General features: G+C 67.3%; 20 protein-coding genes. 11 read left to right on the top strand and 9 right to left on the bottom strand.

Annotation, left to right across the window (positions count from 1 at the left end):
* Positions 1–299: 299 nt before the first annotated feature.
* Positions 300–1,397 (top strand): adenosine deaminase, encoded by a 1,098-nt coding sequence (locus ACQP0C_RS36000; RefSeq protein WP_433727398.1) that lies wholly within the window; start codon positions 300–302, stop codon positions 1,395–1,397.
* A gap of 396 nt (positions 1,398–1,793) precedes the next feature.
* Positions 1,794–2,450 carry a hypothetical protein gene (locus tag ACQP0C_RS35995; protein WP_433734751.1) on the top strand — a complete coding sequence of 219 codons (657 nt, stop codon included), beginning with the start codon at positions 1,794–1,796 and terminating at the stop codon, positions 2,448–2,450.
* A gap of 270 nt (positions 2,451–2,720) precedes the next feature.
* Here ACQP0C_RS35995 and ACQP0C_RS35990 read toward each other — a convergent pair whose 3' ends face one another.
* From ACQP0C_RS35990 to ACQP0C_RS35970, 5 genes are read right to left on the bottom strand one after another with little or no spacing between them, the layout of a single operon-like run.
* Positions 2,721–3,974 (bottom strand): primosomal protein, encoded by a 1,254-nt coding sequence (locus ACQP0C_RS35990; protein WP_433727396.1) that lies wholly within the window; start codon positions 3,972–3,974, stop codon positions 2,721–2,723.
* A 26-nt stretch (positions 3,975–4,000) separates the two neighbouring features.
* Positions 4,001–4,348 carry a YbaB/EbfC family nucleoid-associated protein gene (locus ACQP0C_RS35985; protein ID WP_433727394.1) on the bottom strand — a complete coding sequence of 116 codons (348 nt, stop codon included), beginning with the start codon at positions 4,346–4,348 and terminating at the stop codon, positions 4,001–4,003.
* A gap of 55 nt (positions 4,349–4,403) precedes the next feature.
* A complete protein-coding gene (locus ACQP0C_RS35980) occupies positions 4,404–4,754 on the bottom strand; it encodes a hypothetical protein (RefSeq protein WP_354961722.1) in 351 nt (116 codons plus the stop codon).
* 20 nt (positions 4,755–4,774) lie between these two features.
* The gene (locus ACQP0C_RS35975; protein ID WP_433727392.1) at positions 4,775–5,899 is read right to left on the bottom strand and encodes an NlpC/P60 family protein; all 1,125 of its coding nucleotides are present in this window, start codon (positions 5,897–5,899) and stop codon (positions 4,775–4,777) included.
* Between the two features lie 4 nt (positions 5,900–5,903).
* Positions 5,904–6,212 (bottom strand): hypothetical protein, encoded by a 309-nt coding sequence (locus ACQP0C_RS35970; RefSeq protein ID WP_433727390.1) that lies wholly within the window; start codon positions 6,210–6,212, stop codon positions 5,904–5,906.
* 153 nt (positions 6,213–6,365) lie between these two features.
* Here ACQP0C_RS35970 and upp point away from each other — a divergent pair, with 153 nt between their 5' ends.
* The gene (gene upp / locus ACQP0C_RS35965; RefSeq protein WP_433727388.1) at positions 6,366–6,989 is read left to right on the top strand and encodes a uracil phosphoribosyltransferase; all 624 of its coding nucleotides are present in this window, start codon (positions 6,366–6,368) and stop codon (positions 6,987–6,989) included.
* 106 nt (positions 6,990–7,095) lie between these two features.
* On the opposite strand, the gene ACQP0C_RS35960 is transcribed toward upp, so the two are convergent.
* Both ACQP0C_RS35960 and ACQP0C_RS35955 read right to left on the bottom strand, forming a co-directional pair.
* Complete coding sequence (locus tag ACQP0C_RS35960) at positions 7,096–8,601, bottom strand: phospho-sugar mutase (protein WP_433727386.1); 1,506 nt, start codon at positions 8,599–8,601, stop codon at positions 7,096–7,098.
* Positions 8,602–9,381 carry a purine-nucleoside phosphorylase gene (locus tag ACQP0C_RS35955; protein ID WP_433727384.1) on the bottom strand — a complete coding sequence of 260 codons (780 nt, stop codon included), beginning with the start codon at positions 9,379–9,381 and terminating at the stop codon, positions 8,602–8,604.
* A gap of 603 nt (positions 9,382–9,984) precedes the next feature.
* Here ACQP0C_RS35955 and ACQP0C_RS35950 point away from each other — a divergent pair.
* From ACQP0C_RS35950 to ACQP0C_RS35940, 3 genes are all read left to right on the top strand, one after another.
* Positions 9,985–10,689, top strand: a complete 705-nt coding sequence (locus ACQP0C_RS35950) for an enoyl-CoA hydratase-related protein (protein ID WP_433727382.1) — start codon at positions 9,985–9,987, stop codon at positions 10,687–10,689.
* Between the two features lie 93 nt (positions 10,690–10,782).
* A complete protein-coding gene (locus tag ACQP0C_RS35945; protein ID WP_433727380.1) occupies positions 10,783–12,054 on the top strand; it encodes a M20 family metallopeptidase in 1,272 nt (423 codons plus the stop codon).
* Between the two features lie 89 nt (positions 12,055–12,143).
* Positions 12,144–13,310: a M20 family metallopeptidase gene (locus ACQP0C_RS35940; protein ID WP_433734750.1), complete on the top strand. Its 1,167-nt coding sequence runs from the start codon at positions 12,144–12,146 to the stop codon at positions 13,308–13,310.
* A 54-nt stretch (positions 13,311–13,364) separates the two neighbouring features.
* Here ACQP0C_RS35940 and ACQP0C_RS35935 read toward each other — a convergent pair whose 3' ends face one another.
* Positions 13,365–13,844 carry a gamma-glutamylcyclotransferase gene (locus tag ACQP0C_RS35935; RefSeq protein ID WP_433727378.1) on the bottom strand — a complete coding sequence of 160 codons (480 nt, stop codon included), beginning with the start codon at positions 13,842–13,844 and terminating at the stop codon, positions 13,365–13,367.
* Positions 13,845–13,969: 125 nt separating this feature from the next.
* Here ACQP0C_RS35935 and ACQP0C_RS35930 point away from each other — a divergent pair, with 125 nt between their 5' ends.
* The 4 genes from ACQP0C_RS35930 (at position 13,970) to ACQP0C_RS35915 (ending at position 19,131) form a co-directional block, all read left to right on the top strand.
* Entirely contained in the window at positions 13,970–15,373 is a 1,404-nt protein-coding gene (locus ACQP0C_RS35930) for an NAD(P)H-quinone dehydrogenase (RefSeq protein ID WP_433727376.1), read from the top strand.
* A 388-nt stretch (positions 15,374–15,761) separates the two neighbouring features.
* On the top strand, positions 15,762–16,754 hold the full coding sequence (locus ACQP0C_RS35925) for a hypothetical protein (RefSeq protein WP_433727374.1): 993 nt from the start codon (positions 15,762–15,764) through the stop codon (positions 16,752–16,754).
* Between the two features lie 73 nt (positions 16,755–16,827).
* Positions 16,828–17,865, top strand: coding sequence for a hypothetical protein (locus ACQP0C_RS35920; protein ID WP_433727372.1), 1,038 nt, complete (start codon positions 16,828–16,830; stop codon positions 17,863–17,865).
* A gap of 90 nt (positions 17,866–17,955) precedes the next feature.
* Positions 17,956–19,131, top strand: a complete 1,176-nt coding sequence (locus ACQP0C_RS35915) for a PLP-dependent aminotransferase family protein (protein WP_433727370.1) — start codon at positions 17,956–17,958, stop codon at positions 19,129–19,131.
* Positions 19,132–19,142: 11 nt separating this feature from the next.
* Here ACQP0C_RS35915 and glpK read toward each other — a convergent pair whose 3' ends face one another.
* Positions 19,143–20,648, bottom strand: a complete 1,506-nt coding sequence (glpK, locus tag ACQP0C_RS35910) for a glycerol kinase GlpK (protein ID WP_433727368.1) — start codon at positions 20,646–20,648, stop codon at positions 19,143–19,145.
* Between the two features lie 395 nt (positions 20,649–21,043).
* Here glpK and ACQP0C_RS35905 point away from each other — a divergent pair, with 395 nt between their 5' ends.
* Positions 21,044–22,777 (top strand): glycerol-3-phosphate dehydrogenase/oxidase, encoded by a 1,734-nt coding sequence (locus ACQP0C_RS35905; RefSeq protein WP_433727366.1) that lies wholly within the window; start codon positions 21,044–21,046, stop codon positions 22,775–22,777.
* The last annotated feature ends 2 nt before the right edge of the window (positions 22,778–22,779 follow it).

Genomic DNA, 22,779 nt, shown 5'->3' with positions numbered 1-22,779 from the left:
AGGTGGTTTGCTGCTGCGCATGGTGCATCGATCGACTGGAAATCCGATGCGGAGTGCAACTACTCATCCGAGGTATACGCGAGTCGATTGCGGCCCACTGTGTTGTCGGCGGGGTTTGCGGGGCGGGTAGGAAACCGACCGCTACGTTGACTCTTGGCTGGTGTAAGGGAGGTTTCCGATACGGCATGGTGCGGCGATCTGCCACTCGAGCAGGCATATTGAGGGCGATGTCTCGGGTGGGGACGGCGGAGAGCGCAATCACAGCCGCATGGCGGGGTCGGTGCGGCTAACGTGTGGTCATGACAGGACCGATGCCTTTGACCCTTGCCTCGATCCGCCAAGCTCCCAAGGCGCTGCTGCACGATCATCTCGACGGTGGTCTGCGGCCCGCGACGGTGTTGGAGCTCGCCGCCGATTGCGGTTACCACGACCTACCCGCCACCGATGAGGCCGCGCTGGCGGCGTGGTTCCGCGATGCGGCCGACAGCGGCTCGCTCGAGCTCTATCTGGAGACGTTCGCGCATACCGTCGCGGTGATGCAGACCCCGGAGGGCCTGCGCCGCGTCGCTCAAGAATGCGCGGAAGACCTCGCCGCCGATGGTGTGGTCTACGCCGAGGTGCGCTTCGCGCCCGAACAGCATCTGGAGCGCGGCCTGACCCTGGACGAGGTGGTCGAGCACACCCTCGCCGGATTCCGGGAGGGTGCGGCGGTCGCGGCCGCCGCGGGACGCCCGATCGTGGTGATCTGCCTGCTCACCGCCATGCGGCATGCGGCGCGTTCGCGTGAGATCGCCGAACTCGCGGTGCGTTGGCGCGATCGAGGCGTCGGCGGATTCGATATCGCGGGCGCGGAGGCGGGCTTCCCGCCCAGCCGCCACCTCGACGCCTTCGAATACATGCGGGCCAATAGCGCGCATTTCACCATTCACGCAGGTGAGGCGTTCGGATTGCCGTCCATCCACGAGGCGCTTGCGTTCTGCGGCTGCGATCGGCTCGGGCACGGCGTGCGGATCACCGATGACATCCACGTGCCGGGTGCGATCGAGGACGCCGAACTCGGTCTGGTCGCGAACTATGTGCGAGATATGCGAATTCCGCTGGAACTGTGTCCGTCCTCGAATGTGCAGACCGGTGCGGTCCCATCGCTGGACAAGCATCCCTTCGATCTGCTGGCGCGGCTGCGCTTCCGGGTCACGGTCAATACCGACAACCGCCTGATGAGCGATACCAGCATGAGCGAGGAGATGCTCAAACTGGTGGAAACCTTCGGCTACGGCTGGAGCGACCTCGAACGCTTCACCATCAACGCGATGAAGTCCGCATTCATCCCCTTCCCCGACCGCCTACGCATCATCGACGACATCATCAAGCCGGGCTACGCGGTCCTGCTCGGATAACGTTGTGCGGCAACGGGTTTCGTGCACTGGATACGAAACCCGTTGCCCACCGGTCGCGAGCACGCCCGCCGCTGTGAGCGCTGTCCGCTGGTTTCCGGCGCTGTCCGCGGTTTCGAATGTTGCCCGCTGGTCCCGCGCCCTGCCCGCCGGTTTCGGGCGCACCCGACGGGTTCTTCGCCTGCGGTGACTCCGGCGGCGAACCGGCTGAGCACGACGTTGAAGGCGACGGCCATGGCGTTCCCAGTGCGCCGTCGCGAAGGCACGGTCGGCGCGGATCCGCTCACTTCATGCCCGCCCCTCTCGTGCGTATTGATCACTTTTGCGTCGAATATCTGCCATTTTCCGGTGCGCTGAACGCACCCCAAGACGAGGCCGTTACCGTGGCCAAGTGTGACGATGGTGCTGATTCCGAGTCGATTCAATGGTCCGCCCGACTCTGGGAACGGCGGGTATGTGGGCGGCCTGCTGGCCGAGCGTGCGGGAACCGATGACGGTGCGGTGACCGTGATTCTGCGTAGCCCGCCGCCGCTGGAGACGCCGCTGCGGATTCGCGACGGCGAGTTGCTCGATGGCGAGACGTTGGTCGCTCAAATGCGTGCGGGCGAATTCGAGCGCACCGCACCGCAACCCGTGGCGTATGCCGATGCCGTCGCGGCGTCGGGTTCCTATCAGAGCAACGATATGTTCGCGTCCTGCTTCGTCTGCGGCAGTGGCCGCGCCGACGGCCTGCGCATCGAAGCGGGTGTCGTCGGCGAAGGCCGGGTCGCCGCGGCGTGGACCCCCGATGACTCACTGCCGATGGGCCCCGCGGTCCTGTGGGCCGCGATGGACTGTCCCGGCGGCTGGTCCCTCCCCGAAATGTTCGACCGCCCCGCCCTTCTCGGCTCCATGACCGCCGCCGTACACGACCTCCCCGAGATCGGTGAACCCTGCGTGGTGGTCGGGGAGAGCCACGGCGAGCAAGGCCGCAAGTCGTTCGCGTCCACCGCCGTCTACGGCTCCGACAACCGTCTGCTCGGCCGAGCTGAACAGATTTGGATCCGCTTGACCTAGTCGCCGACGAGGCCACTCACGTCGATCCTGCTCGACTACAAGGACCGCCGGATCGACGTGAGTATGTTCGGTCCAGTCGCAAGCCGTGTGCTGATCGTGACCGGCGGGTGGTCGAATCCTTCCGCGCGTTGCGGGAGCCGACCGGAGACCACCACGGCACCATTCGCCCAGCGATGCATGCGATGCCTGAGACGGAGCGGGCTTCTGACGTTGCAAAATGCCGCCGATCGGCAAGCGCGGGTCGGCGGCATGGGCTCGGTGTAGCCGGGCCTACTTCTGCGGTGTGAGTCGGGACTCGAAGTTTCGCTCCAGTTCGCGCCAGCCCTGGGCTTCGGCGGTGAAGGGCGGGTTCGGGGCCATGCGGGTCGGGTCCGGGTTGAGCAGGTAGGAGACGTACCAGCCGAGCGGGGTCGACTGGGCGAGTGCCTGCTCGACGGCGTCGTCGTCGGCGTAATCGGCGGCATCGGTGAACAATTCGACCGCCAGATCGAGCTGTTCGATATCGACCGCCTCCGGGCCCTCGCTCAGATCGTCGGCGAGTCCGGGCAGCACGTACACGTTCTCGTCGGTGACCTCGACCTCGAGTGATCCGTCGACCGCGGCGGTCTGCACATCGGTGTAGGTGCTCACCCGCGCCAGATCGTGTTCGTGGTCATCGGCCAGGTAACGGGCCAGTGCGCGTTCGGAGCCGAAGACCGTGATGGCACCGTCCTTGCCGAGGAAGATCGGCTCGTCGTCGAGGTAGCAGCGCAACGTGAAGTAGCTGCCGTCGGAGGTGACGATCTTGACCGGGTCGATGCCGACCTCGTGCCAGAACGAATCGTCTTCCTCTTCGTCCTCGTCATCCGCATCGAGGTCGACGGATTCGAACTCCTCGTCCTCCTCGCTGTCGGCAGCGTCGTCGGCGTCGACGACGTTCTCCTCCGCGGCGAGCAGTTCGGCCTCCGCGACCGCGACCGCCTCGGCGTCGACCTCGGGGGTCTGCACCACGGAGTCGATGGCATCGAGGACGTCGTCCCAGCCCTTGGCGATGGCGGCGCCGATCTGATCCCACAGCTCTTCGCCATCGCGCCCGACGAACGCGCTGACGCCACTGGCCAGCGCGCCGACCACCGGATGCGACCCGAAGAACTTGGTGACCGTCTCCAGCTCGCACACCTCGCCGATATTGCGCACCATGCTGAGCGTGTCGTCGAGCTCGGCGATGGTGTCCACATCGGGATCGCTGGCGACCAACTCCGGCACACCGACCAGATCGAAGGTGAAGTTCTCCTCCGGCTCCAGTTCCACCGCCGAGAGCCCCGCCACGACCTTCCATGCGGGATGGTCGACGAGATCGTTATCGGAGTTGGTCCGAATGAACGCGGCCAGCTCCGCAACGGTCTCGAAACCGTAGAGGGAGTCCTCATGTCCGAGGAACGCCTCCCACTCGTCGTCACCGTCGCGCCAGCGCGGTGCCCACAGGGTGACGAGATCGCCGTCGGTCAGGCCGAGCTCGATCGGGACGATGTCTCCAGAAGCCATGTGCGGAAGCCTATCGACCTTCCGAGTCAGTGACTATCCGGCCCGCCCCCAACGCCTCCCTGAGCACCCCCCGGGGCCACCGCGAACGACTCGTTCAGTGTCGCAACGACCTTCGAACGCTGTGCGCCCGCGTCCTCGGCGGCCTGGCGACAGGCCCATACGATCAGCTGGCCGACCTCGGCGGGCGCCAGTGCGGTGACCGACTCCGACAGGCTCAACGCGACCAGTGCGCCGTCGCTGTTCACCTCGACGCTGACCGTGCCGTCCTCGGTCCGGAACCGCCCGTGCACCTGCTTCAGGCCGTACAGCGCGGCCTCGAGCGCCTCCAGTTTCGCCGTCGCGTTGGCGACCAACGCGTCCATCTCCGCGCTCATGCCCGCGCCTCGCTCGACTTCAGCCCATCTGCCGTTGTGCTCATCGTCGGCTCGCTCATACCGGCCTCATCCAGCTCGTGGGTCCCGTGTCCGCGTCATCGATCCGGTCCAGCTCGTCCACCGCGGCCTGGCGGGTGGGCAGTCCGAGCTTGTCCAGGATGTCGGCGGGCATGCCCGCCTCGGCGAGCAGTTCGCGTCGGCGGGCTCGCGCCGCGACGGTGGAGCGCTTGGTGAGTCGCAGGATCTCATCGGCGAGAGTCTGTGCGCCGTAACGGTATTCGCTGCGCTCGAACTTGATCTCGATCGGCATGCCCTGATCGGTGGCACGGACCGAGATGGTGCCCGATCGGTTGCTGCTCGACGCCACCGTCACATTCGGTATCGGTGGGGTCTGGGGCTGGGACATTATTCGTTCGCTCCGCTCACTTAAGAGGTCGGCCGGTAGAAGCCGTAGAAGTTCATACCCATGTTGTCCGTTCGAACCGAGCTGATCTGGACCGGATTACCGGCCTCGACGAACTGCCCGTTGCCGATCACCATGGCGACGTGGCCATCCCAGACGGCCAGATCGCCCGGCATCAGATCACCGGGTGACACCTGCATATGGCCGCTGCCCTGTTCCTGGGCCAGGCGGGGCAGATCGACGCCCGCCTCGCCGTAGGCGTATTTGGTGAGGCCGCTGCAGTCGAGTCCGGAGCCGGGCGAATTGCCGCCCCACACATACGGCGTGCCGACGGCGCCGATGGCCGCCTTGACCGCCGTCGCCGCCTTCTCGTTCGGGGCCTCCACGACGCTGCCATCGGGCAGTGTGATCTTCACACCCGTGCCCGAGGTCGACGACTGTCCGGTCCCGGTCGTGCTGCTCGTATTCGGTTTGCTGGTCGACGCCGTGCTCGCGGTCGTCGTGCTCGCTTTGCTGGCAGTGCTCATCAGGCTGCTCAGTACGCTGCCCGCACCGCTCGCGACAGTGCCAACGGTCGAGGACAATTGCGACGCACCCTGCGTGGCGGTGCTGACCGTGCTGGCGATATTGGACAGCGATGGCGTCGACGGCGCGGGCGTCAGCTCGTTCATCGACGCGGTCTGGGTGTCCAGTTCATTGCGCACGCGGCCGACCACATTCAGCCCCTGACCGATGTGGTCGATCGCGGAGCTGACGAGCACCGTCAGACCCTCCGGCGTGGCCAGTGCCGGGCCGAGGCTCGTGGCCTGGTTCACGAACGACTGGACGATCCCGTCCAGATCCTTCTGACCCGATTCGACTTGGGCGGCAGCCTGATTCACGACGGTAGCCATATCGTTGCCACGGTCGGAAATGGTGGCGGCGGAGGTCTGTACCCGCAGCGCCTTCGCGGTCACGGCATCGGCGGCCTCGCCGTCCCATGCGTTGTTCACCTGGTTGATGCTGTTGCGGCCGACCGCGTGCACCTGGTCGATGGCGGTGGAGGTGGAGGTCAGTGCGTCGGCGGGCCCGCCGGTGGGGAGGACGCCGGTGCCGAAACTGGAGAGCAGGTCGAGCAGTGGCTGGACCAGGGCGCTGACATCGATCACCGCGTCACCCGTCCAGTCCGGTGGCGTTGAGCCCGGCGGCATTGTTCAGGTCGGTTTCCTCGAGTACGACGGCCGAACCGGTGGCCGCGCCACCCATGCTCGCGAGGACCGCCGACAACTGACCGATGGACGCGACGTGCCCGGCGTGCGCAGCGGCATAGGCGGCCATGAAATCACCCCCGATCAAGCCCATGATCGGACCGAGGAGGGTGGGATCTGCGGCCGCGGCGCTCACCCCGGCGGCGGCGAGATCACCGGACATGGCCGCGGCGGTCGCGCCGTAGGCGGTTATGCCCTCGGTGTCCGCCGACATCTTTCGCATAGTGCTTCCCCCATCTGTTGTTCCCAGGCAGAGTACGTCATCCACCTAGTTCGACGCGCTGCCTTACCGATCGGTTCCAGCCGTTCGAAAAAAATTCGGGTGGAGGTTCGCCGCCGAACGCGACTTCGACCTTATCGTTCCCTCATGCGCACGCACACCGTGGATCATCCACTCGCCGCCGCCCTGCTGACCACGATGCGCGATGCCCGCACGGCAAATCCGGCCTTCCGTGCGGCACTGCGCGATCTCACCGGGATCCTGATCTACGAGGCGCTGCGCGAAGCGCCGGTGACCCATTTTCCGATCACCACACCGGTGGCCAGCGCCGAAGGGACGCGCCTGGCACAGCCGCCGCTGCTGGTGCCGGTGCTGCGCGCCGGGCTCGGCATGGTCGACGCGGCCGCCGAGCTGATCCCTGACGCCAGAATCGGTTTCGTCGGCATCGCCCGCGACGAGACCACCCATCAGCCGGTCCCGTATATGGAGTCGCTGCCCGAGGACCTGTCCGACCTGCCGGTCTTCGTCCTCGATCCGATGCTGGCCACCGGCGGCTCGATGCGCCACACCCTACAGCTGCTCGCCGCCCGCGGCGCCACCGACATCACCGCGGTCTGTGTCGTCGCCGCCCCCGAAGGCATTGCCGCCCTCGCCGATTCGGGCCTGCCCGTGCGCCTGGTCACCGCTGTCGTCGACACCGGCCTCAACTCCGACGCCTATATCGTGCCCGGTCTAGGCGATGCGGGCGACCGTCAATTCGGCCCCCGCTGAGCCACTTTCGCGGCGAATGCGCGAGCTAAAAGTCCCATGCCGGGCCTGCTTCGCGATCCCGTGGTGGTCCACACGGCGACCGAGTCCGCCGAGTGAGGTCCTCGGCTCAGAGCCCTTGGCAGAAGGCGCGCAGTTCGGCGATGCGTTGTCCGGCCGCGGTTCTCGCCGCAGCGAGAGCCGCACGGTCGGCGACCGGCTCGACCACTTCCAAGTAGCACTTGAGTTTCGGCTCTGTGCCGGATGGGCGGACCACTATGCGTGAGCTGGATCCCTCGAAAATCAGTGCGTCGGTGCGCATTCGGCCGCGTACCTGGAGTAGATCGGTGAATTTGACGGGTTCGGAGGCGATCTCGTCGGGCGGGGCGGCGCGCAGTCGACTCACCAGATCCGCTGCGGCGGCCGGGGTCGGGAGGCGAAGGGCGACCTGGTCGGTGGCGTGCAGGCCGAATTCGACCGCGTAGTCGTCGAGTTCGTCGGCGAGGGTGCGGTCGGCGGTCTTCAGGCGGGCAACGAGGTCGGCGGCTAGCACCGCCGCGGAGATGCCGTCCTTATCGCGAACCGCGGCGGGGTCCACGCAGTGACCGATGGCCTCCTCGTAGGCGTAGACCAGGCCGTCGCCCGCTCGGGCAAGCCATTTGAAGCCGGTCAGCGTTTCGGCGTAGCGAGCGCCGCGGGCGGCGGCGAGTTTGGCGAGCAGTCGCGACGATACGACGGTGGTCGCGACGAGCGAATCCGGGGGTGCGGTGCGCAATACGCAATCACCGAGCAGCACACCGGTTTCGTCACCGCGCAGCATGCGCCAGCCGCCGTTGCGGCCCTGATCGTCGGGTATCGCGATGGCGCAGCGATCGGCGTCCGGGTCGAGAGCGATGGCGATATCCGCGCCGATGCGGGTGGCCGTGGCGAGCAGCAGGTCGGTGGCGCCGGGCTCTTCGGGATTCGGGAAGGCGACGGTGGGGAAGTCGGCGTCGGGCGCGAACTGCTCACCGACGACGTGCACATGGTGGAATCCGGCCGCGGCCAGGGCTGCCACCGCTGTATCGCCGCCGACACCGTGCAGCGGGGTCAGGACGATTCGGATATCGGCGCGTTCACCTGGCCCGCCGATCAACTCGGGCAGCCGGGCCACCCGATCGAGGTAGCGGCGCACCAGATCATCGTCGGCCGGGATGACCGGCATGCGGGCGATCGGTTCGGTGACCGCCTCGATGCAGCGCTCGATCTCGGTATCGGCCGGTGCGATCAGCTGCGAACCGCCGTCCAGATACACCTTGTAGCCGTTATCCGTCGCGGGATTGTGCGATGCGGTGATCTGCACTCCGGCAACAGCTCCCAACTCACGCACCGCGTAGGCGACGATCGGCGTCGGCAGCGGGCGGGGCAGCAGCGTCACCGGAAACCCGGCGGCCGCAAAGATTTCCGCGGTGGCGATGGCGAATTCGGCGGAGCCGTGGCGGGCGTCGCGTCCGACGACCACCGCGCCGCCGCCCAGGCAGCGCCCGCGCAACCAGTCCACCAGCCCCGCCGTCGCCCGGCTGACCGTATCCAGGTTCATGCCGTCGGGGCCGTCCTGTAGCGGCCCACGGAGTCCGGCGGTGCCGAAGCGCAGCATCTAGAGCCGTTCCAGCACGCCGCGCAGCAGTTTGCCGAGTCGCGGTGCGGCCGCATGTCCTTCGGCGAGCACCTCGGCATGGGACAGATGCGCACCCGTGACGCCCGCGGCGAGGTTGGTGACCAGTGAAATGCCGAGCACCCGGGCGCCGAGCGCGCGCGCCGCGATCACCTCGAGCACCGTCGACATGCCGACCAGATCCGCGCCCATGGTGCGCAGCATCCGGATCTCGGCGGGTGTCTCGTACTGCGGTCCGGTCAGACCCGCGTACACGCCCTCGGCCAGACTCGGGTCGATTTCCCTTGCCAGCGAGCGCAATTCGGGATCCCACGCGTCGACGAGATCGACAAAGGTCGCGCCGGTCAATGGCGTGCGGCCGGTGAGATTGAGATGGTCGCCGATGAGAACCGGATCACCCACGCGCAACCCCTCGCGGATCCCGCCCGCGGCATTGGTGAGCACCACGGTTTCCGCGCCCGCCGCGATCGCGGCACTCACCGGATGCACGACCTCGCTCGGCTGGTACCCCTCGTACAGATGCTGACGTCCCATCAGCAGCAGCACCGGAGTGTTGTCGACGGCGACGGAATGCACCATCCCGACATGCCCTTGGGCGCTGGGTGTCCCGAATCCGGGCAGCTCCGGCATCGGTATCGACGCACGCGGCGCACCGATCTCCGCGGCCGCGTCCTGCCAGCCCGATCCCAGCACCACCGCGACCCGGTGCCGCTCCACTCCCGTACGTTCGGCAATCGCCTTCGCGGCCTGTTCGGCAAGCATGAAGATCACGATAGCTGTGTTTGATTTGCAGCGCCTCCGGCGCTGCGTGTTCGCGGCCACCTTGGTCTCGCGTCCGAGCCGTCGAGACTCGCGACTTCGTCGCATGCGCTTCGACGACTCGGACGCGAGACGGGCCGCGAACGTCGCTCGTAAGACTCGCTCCCGTGTGGTCGCCTCGAGCGGGTAGTTCGGCGCCCGAGGTGCACTGTCCGGTGGGCGAGATTCGTGTCTGTGGCGCATGTGCCTCGATGACTCAGCCGAGTTCGATCGCCGCATGCGGACGCGAGAGGGGCCGCGGACGGTCGCTCGTGAGACTCGTTCCCATGTGGTCGCCTCGAGTGGGCGGTTCGGCGCCCGAGGTGCACTGTCCGGTGGGCGAGATTCGTGTCTGTGGCGCATTTCGATGACTCAGCCGAGTCCGATCGCCGCAAGCGGCGCGAGACGGGCACCGAACGGCCGCACGTGAGGCGATTCGTCGGACTCGCGGCGACGGATCGGGCGAGGCGGCGCTCATGGCCGTGTCCGTGCGAGGTGCGCACAGGCCCGCCGAATGTTTGCTACCCGCGAGTAGGTGTGCTGCCGTACACCCGTTACGCTGCACGCATGCCGTATCTGGAACGTGAAGGGGATGTGTTCGTCGTCTACCTCGGGAGCGAGGGGCAGACCGACAGTGAGAACCGTTTCCATCCGGATTGGATCGATGAATTCCACGGGCTGCTCGACCAGGTGGAGGCGTCCGAGGGGCCGGCCGCGCTGGTCACCACGGCGACCGGGAAGTTCTACAGCAATGGCCTCGATACCGACTGGCTGTTCGGCAATGTGGACAAGATGCACGGCTACCTCGACCGGGTGCACAGCATCTACACCAGGCTGCTCACCTTCCAGATGCCGACGGTGGCCGCCGTCAACGGCCACGCCTTCGGCGCCGGCGCCATGCTGGCCACATCGCACGACTTCCGGGTGATGCGCGCCGACCGCGGTTTCTGGTGCCTGCCCGAGGTGCACCTCGGCATGCCGTTCACCGTCGGCATGAACGCGCTGCTCACCGAGCGACTGACCAACCAGGTCTGCGTCCAGGCCATGACCGCGGGTCACCGCTTCGCCGCCGACGAGGCCATCACCGCGGGCATTGTCGATGCGAAGGCCGATGCTGACGAGTTGCTGAAGTCCGCGATCGAGCGCGCGGCTGCACTCGCGGCAAATCGCAAGCCGAATCTGCCGGTGATCAAGCGCGCGCTGCACGCCAAGGCGCTCGCCGGTCTCGCGACCCCAACGACTCCGGAGAATCTGGCGTTCGCCGGGCAATAACCTCAGGCTGATCGCAATCCCGGGGGTGCGCCGGCGCATCGCGCCCGGGCGCAGGGTGCGCTCGATCGGCTGCGCAGTGCAACACTGTGTGCCATGCCACCACCGCGCAGCGGGCAGCCCGAATCACGCACGGACGACCAGGTCGCGCGCGCCGTCGGCGACTGCGCGCCGGTCGGTCCGAACGGCACGGATGCGGCGGCCTCGGATGCCGCGATCCTGGCCGCGGCGGCCGAACTGATCGCGCTCTCGCATTCCATCCACGCCGAACCCGAGTTGGCCTTCGAGGAGACCCGCAGCGTCGCCAAGACCATCGCGCCGCTGGCCGCGCGCGGCTTCGAGATCGAGACCGGCATCGCCGAACTGCCGACCGCATTTCGCGCCAGCTACGGCTCCGGCGAGCTCACCGTGGGTATCTGCGCCGAGTACGACGCGCTGCCCGAGATCGGACATGCCTGCGGGCACAACATCATCGCCGCCTCCGCGGTCGGCGCCGGGCTGGGCTTGGCCGAGGTGGCCGATGCGCTCGGCATCACCGTCGTCGTCTTCGGCACCCCCGCCGAGGAGAGCGGCGGCGGCAAGGTGCTGATGCTGGAGCGCGGCGTTTTCGACGATGTCGCGATGGCGCTGATGGTGCACCCCGGCCCCTTCGATATCGTCGACGCGCGTTCGCTGGCGCTGGCGGATCTGTCGGTGGTGTTCCACGGACTCGAGGCGCATGCGAGTGCCGCGCCGGAATTGGGCCGAAACGCGGGCGACGCAGTGACCGTCGCGCAGGTTGCTCTGGGATTGCTACGTCAGCATCTCCAACCCGGACAGCAACTGCACGGTATAGTCAGCGACGGTGGCGTAGCCCCCAACATCGTTCCCGGACGTGCGGAACTGCTGTATTACCTACGTGCAGTCGACTCCGCATCCCTCGACGATCTGATGCGACGGGCGTCGGCTTGTTTCGAGGCGGGTGCGCTGGCGACCGGCTGCACGCACGAAATCCGAACGGTTGCGCCGACATATACCGAGCTAACCCCCGATTCGGCATTACTGTGTGCCTACCGCGAGCAGATCATCGGCTTGGGCCGGGTGCCGATCGCACCGGAACTCGAGGCGCAGCGACCGCTCGGAAGTACGGATATGGGCAATGTCACCAACGTCATTCCGGGCATCCATCCGGTCATCGGCATCGATGCCGGTGGGGCGGTGACGCATCAGCCCGGCTTTGCCGCGGCGAGTATCAACGCCTCGGCGGATCGCGCGGTGACCGACGGTGCGATCGCCCTCGCTGGTACCGCTATCGCGGTCGCTCGCGATGCAATACATAGAGACAGGTTGTTGCAACGGCTCGTTCAACGACAGGAGGACATTCGGTGAGCAGTACCGGCCGCCCTGCGGCGCGCGCGGGGGGTCCCGAGGCGGCAGCGCGCGTGATCACGGTTGATCCGCGCAGCACCGCTGTGGACATCGCACAGACCGGGCAGGAAGCGGTCGAGGCGTGGCTCGCCGAGCACACCGTCGACCTCGTCCAATGGCGCAGGCATATCCACGCCAACCCGGAGCTGTCCCGCACCGAGTTCGCGACCACCGAGTTCGTCGCCTCGTGGCTGACCAAAGCCGGGCTGACGCCCCAGAAGATGCCCAACGGCACCGGAGTGCTCTGTGACATCGGTCCGGTGGACGCACCGCGGATCGGTTTGCGCGCCGATATGGACGCGCTCCCCCTGCAGGAGTTCACCGGGCTCAGCTTCGCCTCGACCGTCCCCGGCGTCTCGCATGCCTGTGGACACGACGCGCACACCGCCATCGTGCTCGGCACCGCACTCGCGCTGGCCGATCAGGAGCTGCCGGTCGGCGTGCGGTTCGTCTTCCAGCCCGCCGAAGAGATGATGCCGGGCGGTGCGATCGATATGGTCGCCGCCGGTGCGATGGAGGGCGTCGACCGGATCTTCGCGCTGCACTGCGATCCGCGCCTCGAGGTCGGCCGGGTCGGCATCCGGGTCGGTGCGATCACCTCGGCCGCCGACACCATCGAATTGGTGCTCGATTCGCCGGGTGGGCACACCTCGCGCCCGCATCTGACCAGCGACCTGGTCTATGCCATCGGCACCGTGATCACCGGGCTGCCCGGACTGCTCAGCCGCCGCATCGATCCGCGCACCAGCACCGTCATGGTGTGGGGTGCGGTCAGTGCGGGTAAAGCGCCCAATGCGATTCCGCAGACCGGCATGCTCACCGGCACCATCCGCACCGGCGATCACGCGACCTGGTCGTTGCTGGAACCGATGGTGCGCGAGATCGTGGACGGCCTGCTCGCCCCGACCGGGGTGCGCTACCAGCTGAACTACAAGCGCGGCGTGCCGCCGGTGGTCAATGACGAGCAGTCGACCCGGATGTTCGAGGACGCGATCCGCGAACTCGGCACCGACGCACTCGCCGACACCATGCAGTCCGGCGGCGGTGAGGATTTCTCCTGGTACCTGGAGGAGGTGCCCGGTGCGATGGCCCGCCTCGGGGTTTGGTCCGGGCACGGCGAACAGCTGGATCTGCACCAGCCGACATTCGATATCGATGAGCGCGCGCTCGCGGTAGGTGTCCGGGTGCTCAGCAAGATCGTGCTGAACGCGGGCTGACCGCAAATACTGGGAAGTGGCCGATCCGAATGGATCGGCCACTTTCGTTTCCGCTCAACTGCCGAAGAAGCCGGGGCCGACGTTCTTACTGTTGCGCGTGCGCAGCGCGTGCACGTATTCCGCTGGTGCGCCCGCCTTTTCGGCCGCGTCCGCGATCACACCGATATACCGGGCGGAGGGTAACCCGCCCTCATAGGCGTCGAGTACGTACAGCCAGGCCAGGATCGGCTCGGAACCACTGCCCGGGCTCGGCGTGACGCGCAGCCGGACCTTGCGGTGGATGCCGAAGTCGGAGCCCTCCCAGCGGTCGAGGCGCTGTTCGTCCTCGGGGGATACGTCGTACAGCACGACGAACACCCGGGAGTCCGGCTCCTCGACGACGGTTGCCAGCGGGCCCTCCCAGCCGATGTCGTCTCCGCTGAAGGTGAGGCGCCAGCCCTCTAACCATCCTGTCCCGGACATCGGGGAGTGCGGACAGCGCTCGAGCATCTGGGACGAGTCCATGTTCGACCCGTAGGCGGCGTAGATCGGCACGACGCAAGGGTATCCAATAACCTGCGCACATCGTCTCTATCCCGGCGAGATGACCGTGTGTTCGCCAGCTAACGTTGTTTACCGGCACCGGAGATCCCGGTCGAACAGCTCGAGCGGAGGTATCCATGACCCGCATAGCGATCATCGGTGGCGGACCGGCCGGTTATGAAGCGGCCTTGGTTGCGGCCCAACACGGAGCAACGGTCACCCTGATCGATTGCGACGGCATCGGCGGGGCATGCGTCCTGTGGGACTGTGTGCCGTCCAAGACCTTCATCGCCTCGACCGGCGTGCGCACCGATCTGCGTCGCGCTCGTGACCTGGGCATAACCCTCGATCCGAGTCAGGCGCAGATCGAATTGGGCGAGGTGAACGCGCGGGTGAAGGCGCTCGCGCTGGCCCAGTCCTCCGATATCCGATCCAAGGTGCAGGCCGCCGGAGTGACGGTGCTGGCCGGACGCGGACAGCTCAGCGATCCGGCCACCGGGTTGGCCGCGCATCGCGTTCGCGCGCTGCTGGCCGATGGCACCGAGGAGACCATCGAGGCCGAAGTTGTGTTGATCGCCACTGGTGCGAGCCCGCGCGTGTTGCCCGGCGCCGAGCCCGACGGCGAGCGCATCCTGAACTGGCGTCAGCTCTACGACCTGGAAGAACTGCCGGAGACCCTGGTAGTGGTCGGTTCCGGTGTGACCGGTGCCGAATTCGTGTCCGCCTATACCGAGATGGGCGTCCAAGTGAAGTTGGTCTCGAGCCGCGACCGCGTGCTGCCCGGCGAGGACGCCGATGCCGCGCTGGTACTCGAGGACGCACTCGCCGAACGCGGCGTCGAACTGGTCAAGCATGCGCGCGCCGATGCGGTGGAGCGCACCGCCGAGGGCATCGTGGTCAAACTTTCCGATGGCCGCACCGTCACCGGCACGCATGCGCTGATGACCGTCGGCTCGATCCCGAACACCGACGACCTCGGACTGGAGCGGGTCGGCATCGAACTCGACCGTGGCGGGTACCTGCGGGTGGACCGGGTGTCGCGGACCTCGGTGCCCGGTATCTACGCGGCGGGCGACTGCACCGGTCTGCTGCCGCTGGCCTCGGTGGCCGCGATGCAGGGCCGGATCGCGATGTACCACGCGCTGGGCGAGGGTGTCAGCCCGGTCCGGCTGAAGACGGTCGCCTCGGCGGTCTTCACTCGACCCGAGATCGCGACTGTCGGCGTGAGCCAGACCGCCATTGATAACGGCGAGGTGCCCGCACGCACGGTGATGCTGCCGCTGAACACCAATCCGCGGGCCAAGATGTCGGGTCTGCGCCGGGGTTTCGTCAAGATCTTCTGTCGACCTGCGACCGGTGTGGTCATCGGCGGCGTGGTCGTCGCCCCGATCGCCTCGGAGCTCATCCTCCCGATCGCCCTGGCGGTACAGAACAATCTGACCGTCAACGATCTCGCCCAGACCTTCTCGGTGTACCCATCGCTCACCGGTTCGGTCACCGAGGCCGCGCGCCTGCTCATGCGTCACGACGACCTGGACTGAATCTATTTGCAGCGCCTGCGGCGCCGCGAACTCCTCGCTCGTAAGACTCGCTTCGTGCCAATTGCGACTCGAAGTGATCCGGCGGCAACCTGGGTGATCTCGGGTGCCCCCAGACCTCTTGTCTTGTCTGGACTTTCACCGCGTTGCCAGTCCGGCGCTCATGTGGTTCACTTCCGGCAGAGATGCGATCGGCGGGCGATCGCGAGGTTCTGTGTGGGGGGATCGATCCTTTCCAACGGGAACGGCGAACGGCCGCTTGGTCGTTCGCCGGTCCTCGTTTGTGGGCTAAGCGTCTCACCAGGGATAACTGCGTGCGACCCACCCGGTCGCACACGGGAAGGGATTGCGAAAAGTGAAACATCGTAAGCCGAGTCGGGCGCAGCGAGCGATGGCGAGCACGTCGTTGCCACTGGCCACCGCGGCGGCCGTGGCCACTCTCTTCGCGGCACCGGCGGCGGCGGTTCCGGATCAGCCGAGTACACCGACCACCCCGGCACCGGCTCCGGCCGATCCGGGCACCACGGCGCCCACGGATCAGGGCCAGCCGGAGACCACCAAGCCAGACCCGGGCAAGCCGGACACCAAGCCGTCGCCGAGCCAGCCGACACCGAGTCAGCCGGGTGTCACGACGCCGGATCCGAACCAGGTGATGCCGAATCCGCCGAAGGATCCGAAGCTGTCCGTGCCGACCCAGCCGGGTGTCACCACCCCGCGCGTCGCGCCGCTGCCGGTTCCGGGTCAGACCGGACCCGCGGTTCCCGCGGTCGTGCCGGAGACGGCTCCCGGCACCGCGCCCAAGCCCGCGCAGCCCGGCACCACCGGGCCGGGTGCGTCGACTCCGAGCGATCCGAATGCCAGGACCGCGCAGCAACCGGAGACCGAGACGCTGGTGCAGCAGCCGCGTTGGGAGGCTCCGCGCTTCCAGCAGGCCCCGGCCGCACCGGTCGTCGAGATGGACGGTCCGCACCAGGAACTCGGCGCCAATATCGACGGTGGCAGCCTGGCGCCCGGCTATGTGGCCAACACCCACCACTTCAACAATGCCGCTGGCTACGTCGGCACCGTCGGGTACCGCACCCCGACCGGGCAGGGTGAGGCCGGTGTCTCGGTGGAGTACGTCGGAGCCAACACCGTCAAGGTGACCACCTACACCGGTGGTGAGGGCCTGGCCGACAACAAGACCGAGGTGATCCTCGACACCACGCAGGCGAATATGGCCAAGGCCGCTGTCGAGCACTGGATTCGGGAACAGCCGGGTGGCGCGGCTGCGCTCGAGGCCGCCGCGCAAGTTAAACTTCCGGTGCCGCCAGGCGAACTGGCTCCGCAGACGGTCAACGTTGCCGGGGTCACCACCCAGTGGGGTGGGTCACTCCAGTACTGACACGAGCTGATTCGACGGGTGGGGCGGTCGTTCGCGACCGCCCCACACGTGTGTCCTGGGGAAAGGATTTGGTGTGGGCTCCGAGGGTGATGGCAGGAACAACGAATCCGACCAGTCCGGGTCGGAGTTCGGTCCTCCATTGGACGATTTCGGCCCGCCGGTCTCCGAATTCGGCCCGCCGGTCGGTGAATTCGGTCCACCGACGGGTGGTCGGGTTCGACCGCAGTGGTCGGTGCCCGAGCCCGCCACCGATCATCCCGAGCTGATCTGGCGTCCCGCCGACGAACCGCCGACGGTGCCGCCACCTCCTGCGCAGTACCGCGCACCGGATACGACGGTATTCGGCGACGCGCCGCCGCCACCCGCCCGACGGCCGGAGCCGCCGGCCGAACCCGATCCCACCGAGGCCACCGTCCGGCATGCGACGCCGCCGCAGCGCGAGACCTGGTGGAGCAGCCCGACCGAGTCCGGCGGGGTGCCGAAACCACCGTCCGAGCCGTCCGGCCTGTCCTGGGCCGATGATCCGATCGCCAAACGCCTTGCGCCGAAGCTGCTCTCCGATGACATCACCGCGACCCCTGCGCGCTCCGGTTCGCGCGGCCGGTGGATCGCGCTCGGTGTGCTCGCCGCGGTCGTTGTGGTCCTCGCGCTGGTGGTGACCTTTGTCGCGGTCAGCCGCGACGACGACGGCAGCCCGAAGGCGGTGCCACCGCCACCGCCGAGCACCTCCGCCGCGCTGAGCTGCCCAGCGAGTAAGGACGGCAAGGTGACCCGGGGCAATGGCCAGGGCGACACCTCGAGCGGCGCCGGCGCGATCCTCGGCTTCCAGTACGAGTTCTACGTCGGCCGCAATGGCGAGCGGGCCAGGAAGTACGTCGCGTCGGATGCGGAGAACGTGTCGACGGCCGAGATCATCCAGCAGGCCATCAACGAGCAGATTCCGGTCGGAACCACGCATTGCCTGCGGATTGCCGAGGTCGCCACCGACACCTTCGAGGTGGACCTGACCGAGCATCGTCCCGATGGCACGACCAATGTGTACCGGCAGACCGTCACCACGGTGATCCGGGACGGCAAGACCGTCATCTTCGCGATCAAGGAACGCATCTGAGTGGCTCGGTTTCAGATCATGGGATGAATATTTCATATCTTGGCGGCAATGTGGGACAGTGGGGTTTCCGCGTTGTATCGGAGGTTTCCCATGTCGCCGACCAATCCACCGCTCGCGGCCAAACTGGGCGGACTGAAGAGTTCGGCGATCCGTGATCTGCTGACGCTGACCACCCGCGCCGAGGTGATCGGCCTCGCGGGCGGGCTGCCCGATGCGCAGCTGATGCCGCGCGAGCGGCTCGCCGCGGCGGCCGAGGCCGCGCTGCGTAGTTCCGCGGTGCTGCAGTACACCGAGTCGCCCGGGTGGGCGCCGCTGCGTGATGTGCTGCGGCAGCGTGAGTCGGCCAAGCTGGGCCGTGCCGTCGAACTCGGCGAGGTGTTCGTGACTCACGGTTCGCAGCAGGCGCTATCGCTGCTCGCCGAGGTGCTGCTCGACCCGGGCGCACTGGTCGTGGTCGAGGATCCGGCGTATGTCGGTGCGCTGCAGGTGTTCCGGGCGGCCGGGGCGCGAATTGTGGCGGTGCCCTTGGACTCCGATGGCATGCGGGTGGATGTGCTGAAGGAGTTGCTGGCCCGCGGTGAACGCCCGACGGTCGTGCACACGGTGAGCAACTTCCACAATCCGGGTGGGGTCACGATGAGTTCGCCGCGCCGTCGCGAGTTGGCCGAACTGGCCGACGCGTACGGCTTCTGGGTGATCGAGGACGACCCGTACGGTGAGCTCTGGTTCGACCGGCCCTCGCCCGATCCGGTGGCGACCTATTCCCGCAATGTGATCCGGCTCTCCAGTGCCTCGAAGATCCTCTCGCCCGCGCTGCGCGTCGGCTGGCTGGTGGCCCAGGACCGGGTCTGTCGCGCGGTCGAATTGCTGAAACAGGGTGCGGACCTGTGCGGCTCGGCGCTGACCCACCAGATCGCCGCCGAACTGCTCACCGACGAACCGTGGCTCACCGGCCACGTCGATACCGTCCGCACCGCCTACGGCGACCGCGCCAAGGCGCTCGTGCACGCCGTTCGCACCCGCTTCGGCGATCGCCTCACCTGCACCGACGCCACCGGCGGCATGTTCGTCTGGGCCGATTTCACCGATGGCACCGATACCGATCGCCTGCTGCCGCGCGCCATCGAACACGGCGTCGCCTTCGTGCCCGGCTCCGCGTTCGCCGTCGATACCGATTACAGCCACTCGATGCGCATGTGCTTCACCACTTTCGACCCGGCGACACTGGAAGTGGCCGTCGATCGGATGGCCAGGGCCGCCGAGTAGCTGCGAGCCGGTCAGGGCGAGCCCACCCAGTTGTACGTGCGCTCCACGGCCTTGTTCCAAGCGACGAGGTGGGTTTCGCGGTCGGCCGCCGACATCGCGGGCTGCCAGGTCTTATCCGCGGCCCAGTTGGCCCGGATGTCATCGGTGCTCTCCCACAGCCCGACGGCCAGTCCGGCCGCGTAGGCCGCACCGAGTGCCGTGGTTTCGTTGACGACCGGGCGGACCACCGGGACGTCGAGAATGTCGGATTGGAACTGCATGAGCAGATCGTTGCCGACCATGCCGCCGTCGACCTTGAGGGTGGTCCGTTCCAGCCGCAGTTGCTGGGATTCGGCGTCGGCGCGCATCGCGTCCATCACCTCACGAGTCTGAAATGCGGTGGATTCCAATACCGCTCGCGCCAGATGCCCCTTGTTGACGAAGCGGGTCAGGCCCGCGATGACACCGCGGGCATCCGGGCGCCAGCGCGGCGCGAAGAGGCCGGAGAACGCCGGGACGATATAGGCGCCGCCATTGTCCTCGACGCTGCGGGCCAGCGGCTCGATATCGTCGGCGGTGGAGATGATGCCGAGATTGTCCCGGAACCATTGCACCAGTGCCCCGGTCACCGCGATGGACCCCTCCAGCGCGTATACCGCGGCCTCGCCGCCGAGCCGGTAGCAGACCGTGGTGAGCAGCCCGTGCTTGCTGAATACCGGTGTGGTTCCGGTGTTGAGCAGCATGAAATTGCCGGTGCCATAGGTGTTCTTGGCCTCGCCGGGGGAGAGGCAGGCCTGGCCGAAGGTCGCCGCCTGCTGATCGCCGAGGATGCCCGCGACGGGTATGCCCGACAACGGGCCGGAGCCGATCTCCGCGTAGATCTCCGATGAGCTGCGGATCTCGGGCAGCATCGACCGCGGCACGCCGAATTCGGCGCAGATCTGCGGATCCCATTGCAGCGTACGAAGATCCATCAGCATGGTGCGCGACGCATTGGTCACATCGGTGATGTGCTGACCGGTGAGATTCCACAGCACCCAGCTGTCGATGGTGCCGAAACACAGCTCGCCCGCCTCGGCACGTGCCCGCGCGCCCTCGACATTGTCGAGGATCCAGCGCAGTTTCGGCCCGGCGAAGTAGGTGGACAGTGGTAGACCGGTGCGGTCCTGGTAGCGCGTCGCGCCGAATTCACCGCCGAGTTCGGTCACCAGACGATCGGTGCGAGTGTCCTGCCAGACGATCGCGTGGTGAATCGGCTTGCCGCTGGCCCGATCCCACACCACCGTCGTCTCGCGCTGATTGGTGAGCCCGACCGCGTTGATCTCATCGGCGGCGATACCCGTGCTGCGCAGCACCTCGCCGAGCACGAATTCGGTATTGCGCCAGATGGTTTCCGGATCGTGTTCGACCCAGCCCGGCCGCGGGAAGATCTGCTCGTGCTCGCGTTGCGCGATACCGACGACGCGGCCCTGTCGGTCGAAGATGATGCACCGACTCGAGGTCGTGCCCTGATCAATGGCGGCCACATAGCGACGCATTCGTGCAGGCTACTAAAAGCGGCGCGGCCCGCGGGGAAAACAGCGGAGCGGCCCGCGCATCACCTCGCGACCAGCAGCCTGCCGGACGAGTGTCGGTATCGGTTACCGGCGAGTAGCACAGGCTATCGGCCCCGGCGACACGGCTGCGGCTCTGACACGCTGACCGGCACCTACGGGTGCTGGTGAAACCGGCCCGGAAGACGCCGGAACCGACGTTCATACCTTCGTGGCGTTAACCGACGACGCCCCAGAAGGGGGGTGCCTGCATACCCACATGGGTTTCGGACGCGCTGTTAGCCTGTACAACAGAACACCCCCTGAGCAGCTCGATCGTGGGCCCGAAGACCACAAACGCCGTCTACACCCCGACGCCGCGTCGGCGGGAGGAGTCGAGCATGACCAATAAACCGGAATCGCAGTTTCTCGGCCCCGAGCAGCGCGCGACGGCATGGGAGCGCTTCGGCAAAGACCACTTCGATGTGGTCGTGGTCGGTGGCGGTGTGGTCGGCTCGGGCATCGCGCTCGACGCCGCGACTCGCGGTCTCAAGGTCGCGCTGGTCGAGGCGCGTGATCTCGCCTCCGGTACCTCCAGCCGGTCCTCGAAGATGTTCCACGGCGGTCTGCGCTACCTGGAGCAGCTGGAATTCGGGCTGGTGCGCGAGGCCCTGCGGGAGCGTGAACTCGCACTGTCCACCCTCGCCCCGCATCTGGTGAAGCCGCTGCGCTTCCTCTACCCGCTGACCCATCGCGGTTGGGAGCGCCCCTACGTGGCGGCCGGGCTGGTGCTCTACGACACCATGGGCGGCGCGAAATCCGTTCCCGGCCAACATCATCTATCCCGGCACGGCGCAATGCGGCTGGCCCCCGGCCTGCGCCGCGATTCGCTGATCGGCGGCGTCAGCTACTACGACACCGTCGTCGACGATGCCCGGCACACCATGATGGTCGCCCGCACCGCCGCGCACTACGGCGCGGTGATCCGCACCTCCACCCAGGTCGTCGGCTTCCTGCGCGAGGCCGACCGGTTCGTCGGGGTGAAGGTGCGCGACAGCGAGGACGGGCGCACCGGCGAGATCCGCGCGCATGTGGTGATCAATGCGACCGGTATCTGGACCGATGAGGTGCAGGCGCTCTCGCACAATCGCGGTCGCTTCCATGTGCGCGCCTCCAAGGGGGTGCACATCGTGGTGCCGCGCGACCGCATTGTCAGCGATGCCGCGATCATCCTGCGCACCGCCACCTCGGTGCTGTTCGTGATTCCGTGGGGCGCGCACTGGATCATCGGCACCACCGATACCGACTGGAATCTGGATCTGGCCCATCCGGCGGCGACCAAGGCCGATATCGACTATCTGCTGAACCGGGTCAACCAGGTGCTGGTCACGCCGCTCACCCCCGGTGATATCGACGGCGTCTACGCGGGTCTGCGGCCTTTGCTCGCGGGCGAGAGCGATTCGACATCCAAGCTGTCGCGCGAGCATGCCGTCGCGCGGGTGGCACCGGGTCTGGTCGGCATCGCGGGCGGCAAGTACACCACCTATCGGGTGATGGCCTACGACGCGGTGGACGAGGCGGCCCAGGATATTCCGGCGCGGGTCTCGCCATCCATTACCGCGAAGGTCCCGCTGCTCGGTGCCGACGGCTATTTCGCGCTGATCAATCAGACGGTGCAACTGGCGGAGGCATATGGCGTGCATCCGTACCGGATCAAGCATCTGCTCGATCGCTACGGCTCGCTCATCGACGAGGTGATGGCCATGGCCGATGGCAAACCCGAACTGCTGCAACCGATTATGGACGCACCGTCGTATCTGCAGGTGGAGGCGGTGTACGCGGTGGCGGCGGAGGGCGCGCTGCACCTCGAGGACATTCTGACCCGCCGGACCAGGATCTCCATCGAATATTCGCACCGCGGCGCCAACTGCGCCGAGCAGGTGGCCCGGCTGGTCGCGCCGGTGCTCGGCTGGGACAATGACGAAATCGACTGGGAGGTAACGACCTACCAGGCCCGAGTCGCGGCCGAGATCCGTTCCCAGACCCAGCCGGACGACGAATCCGCCGATGCCCTGCGCATCGTGGCCCCGGAACCGCGCCCACAGATCCTGGAACCGGTCCCGTTGGACACCTGAGG

The organism is Nocardia sp. CA-129566 (genome assembly GCF_050956075.1).
GTDB lineage: Bacteria > Actinomycetota > Actinomycetes > Mycobacteriales > Mycobacteriaceae > Nocardia.
This window is presented reverse-complemented; position numbering and strand designations above follow the sequence as displayed.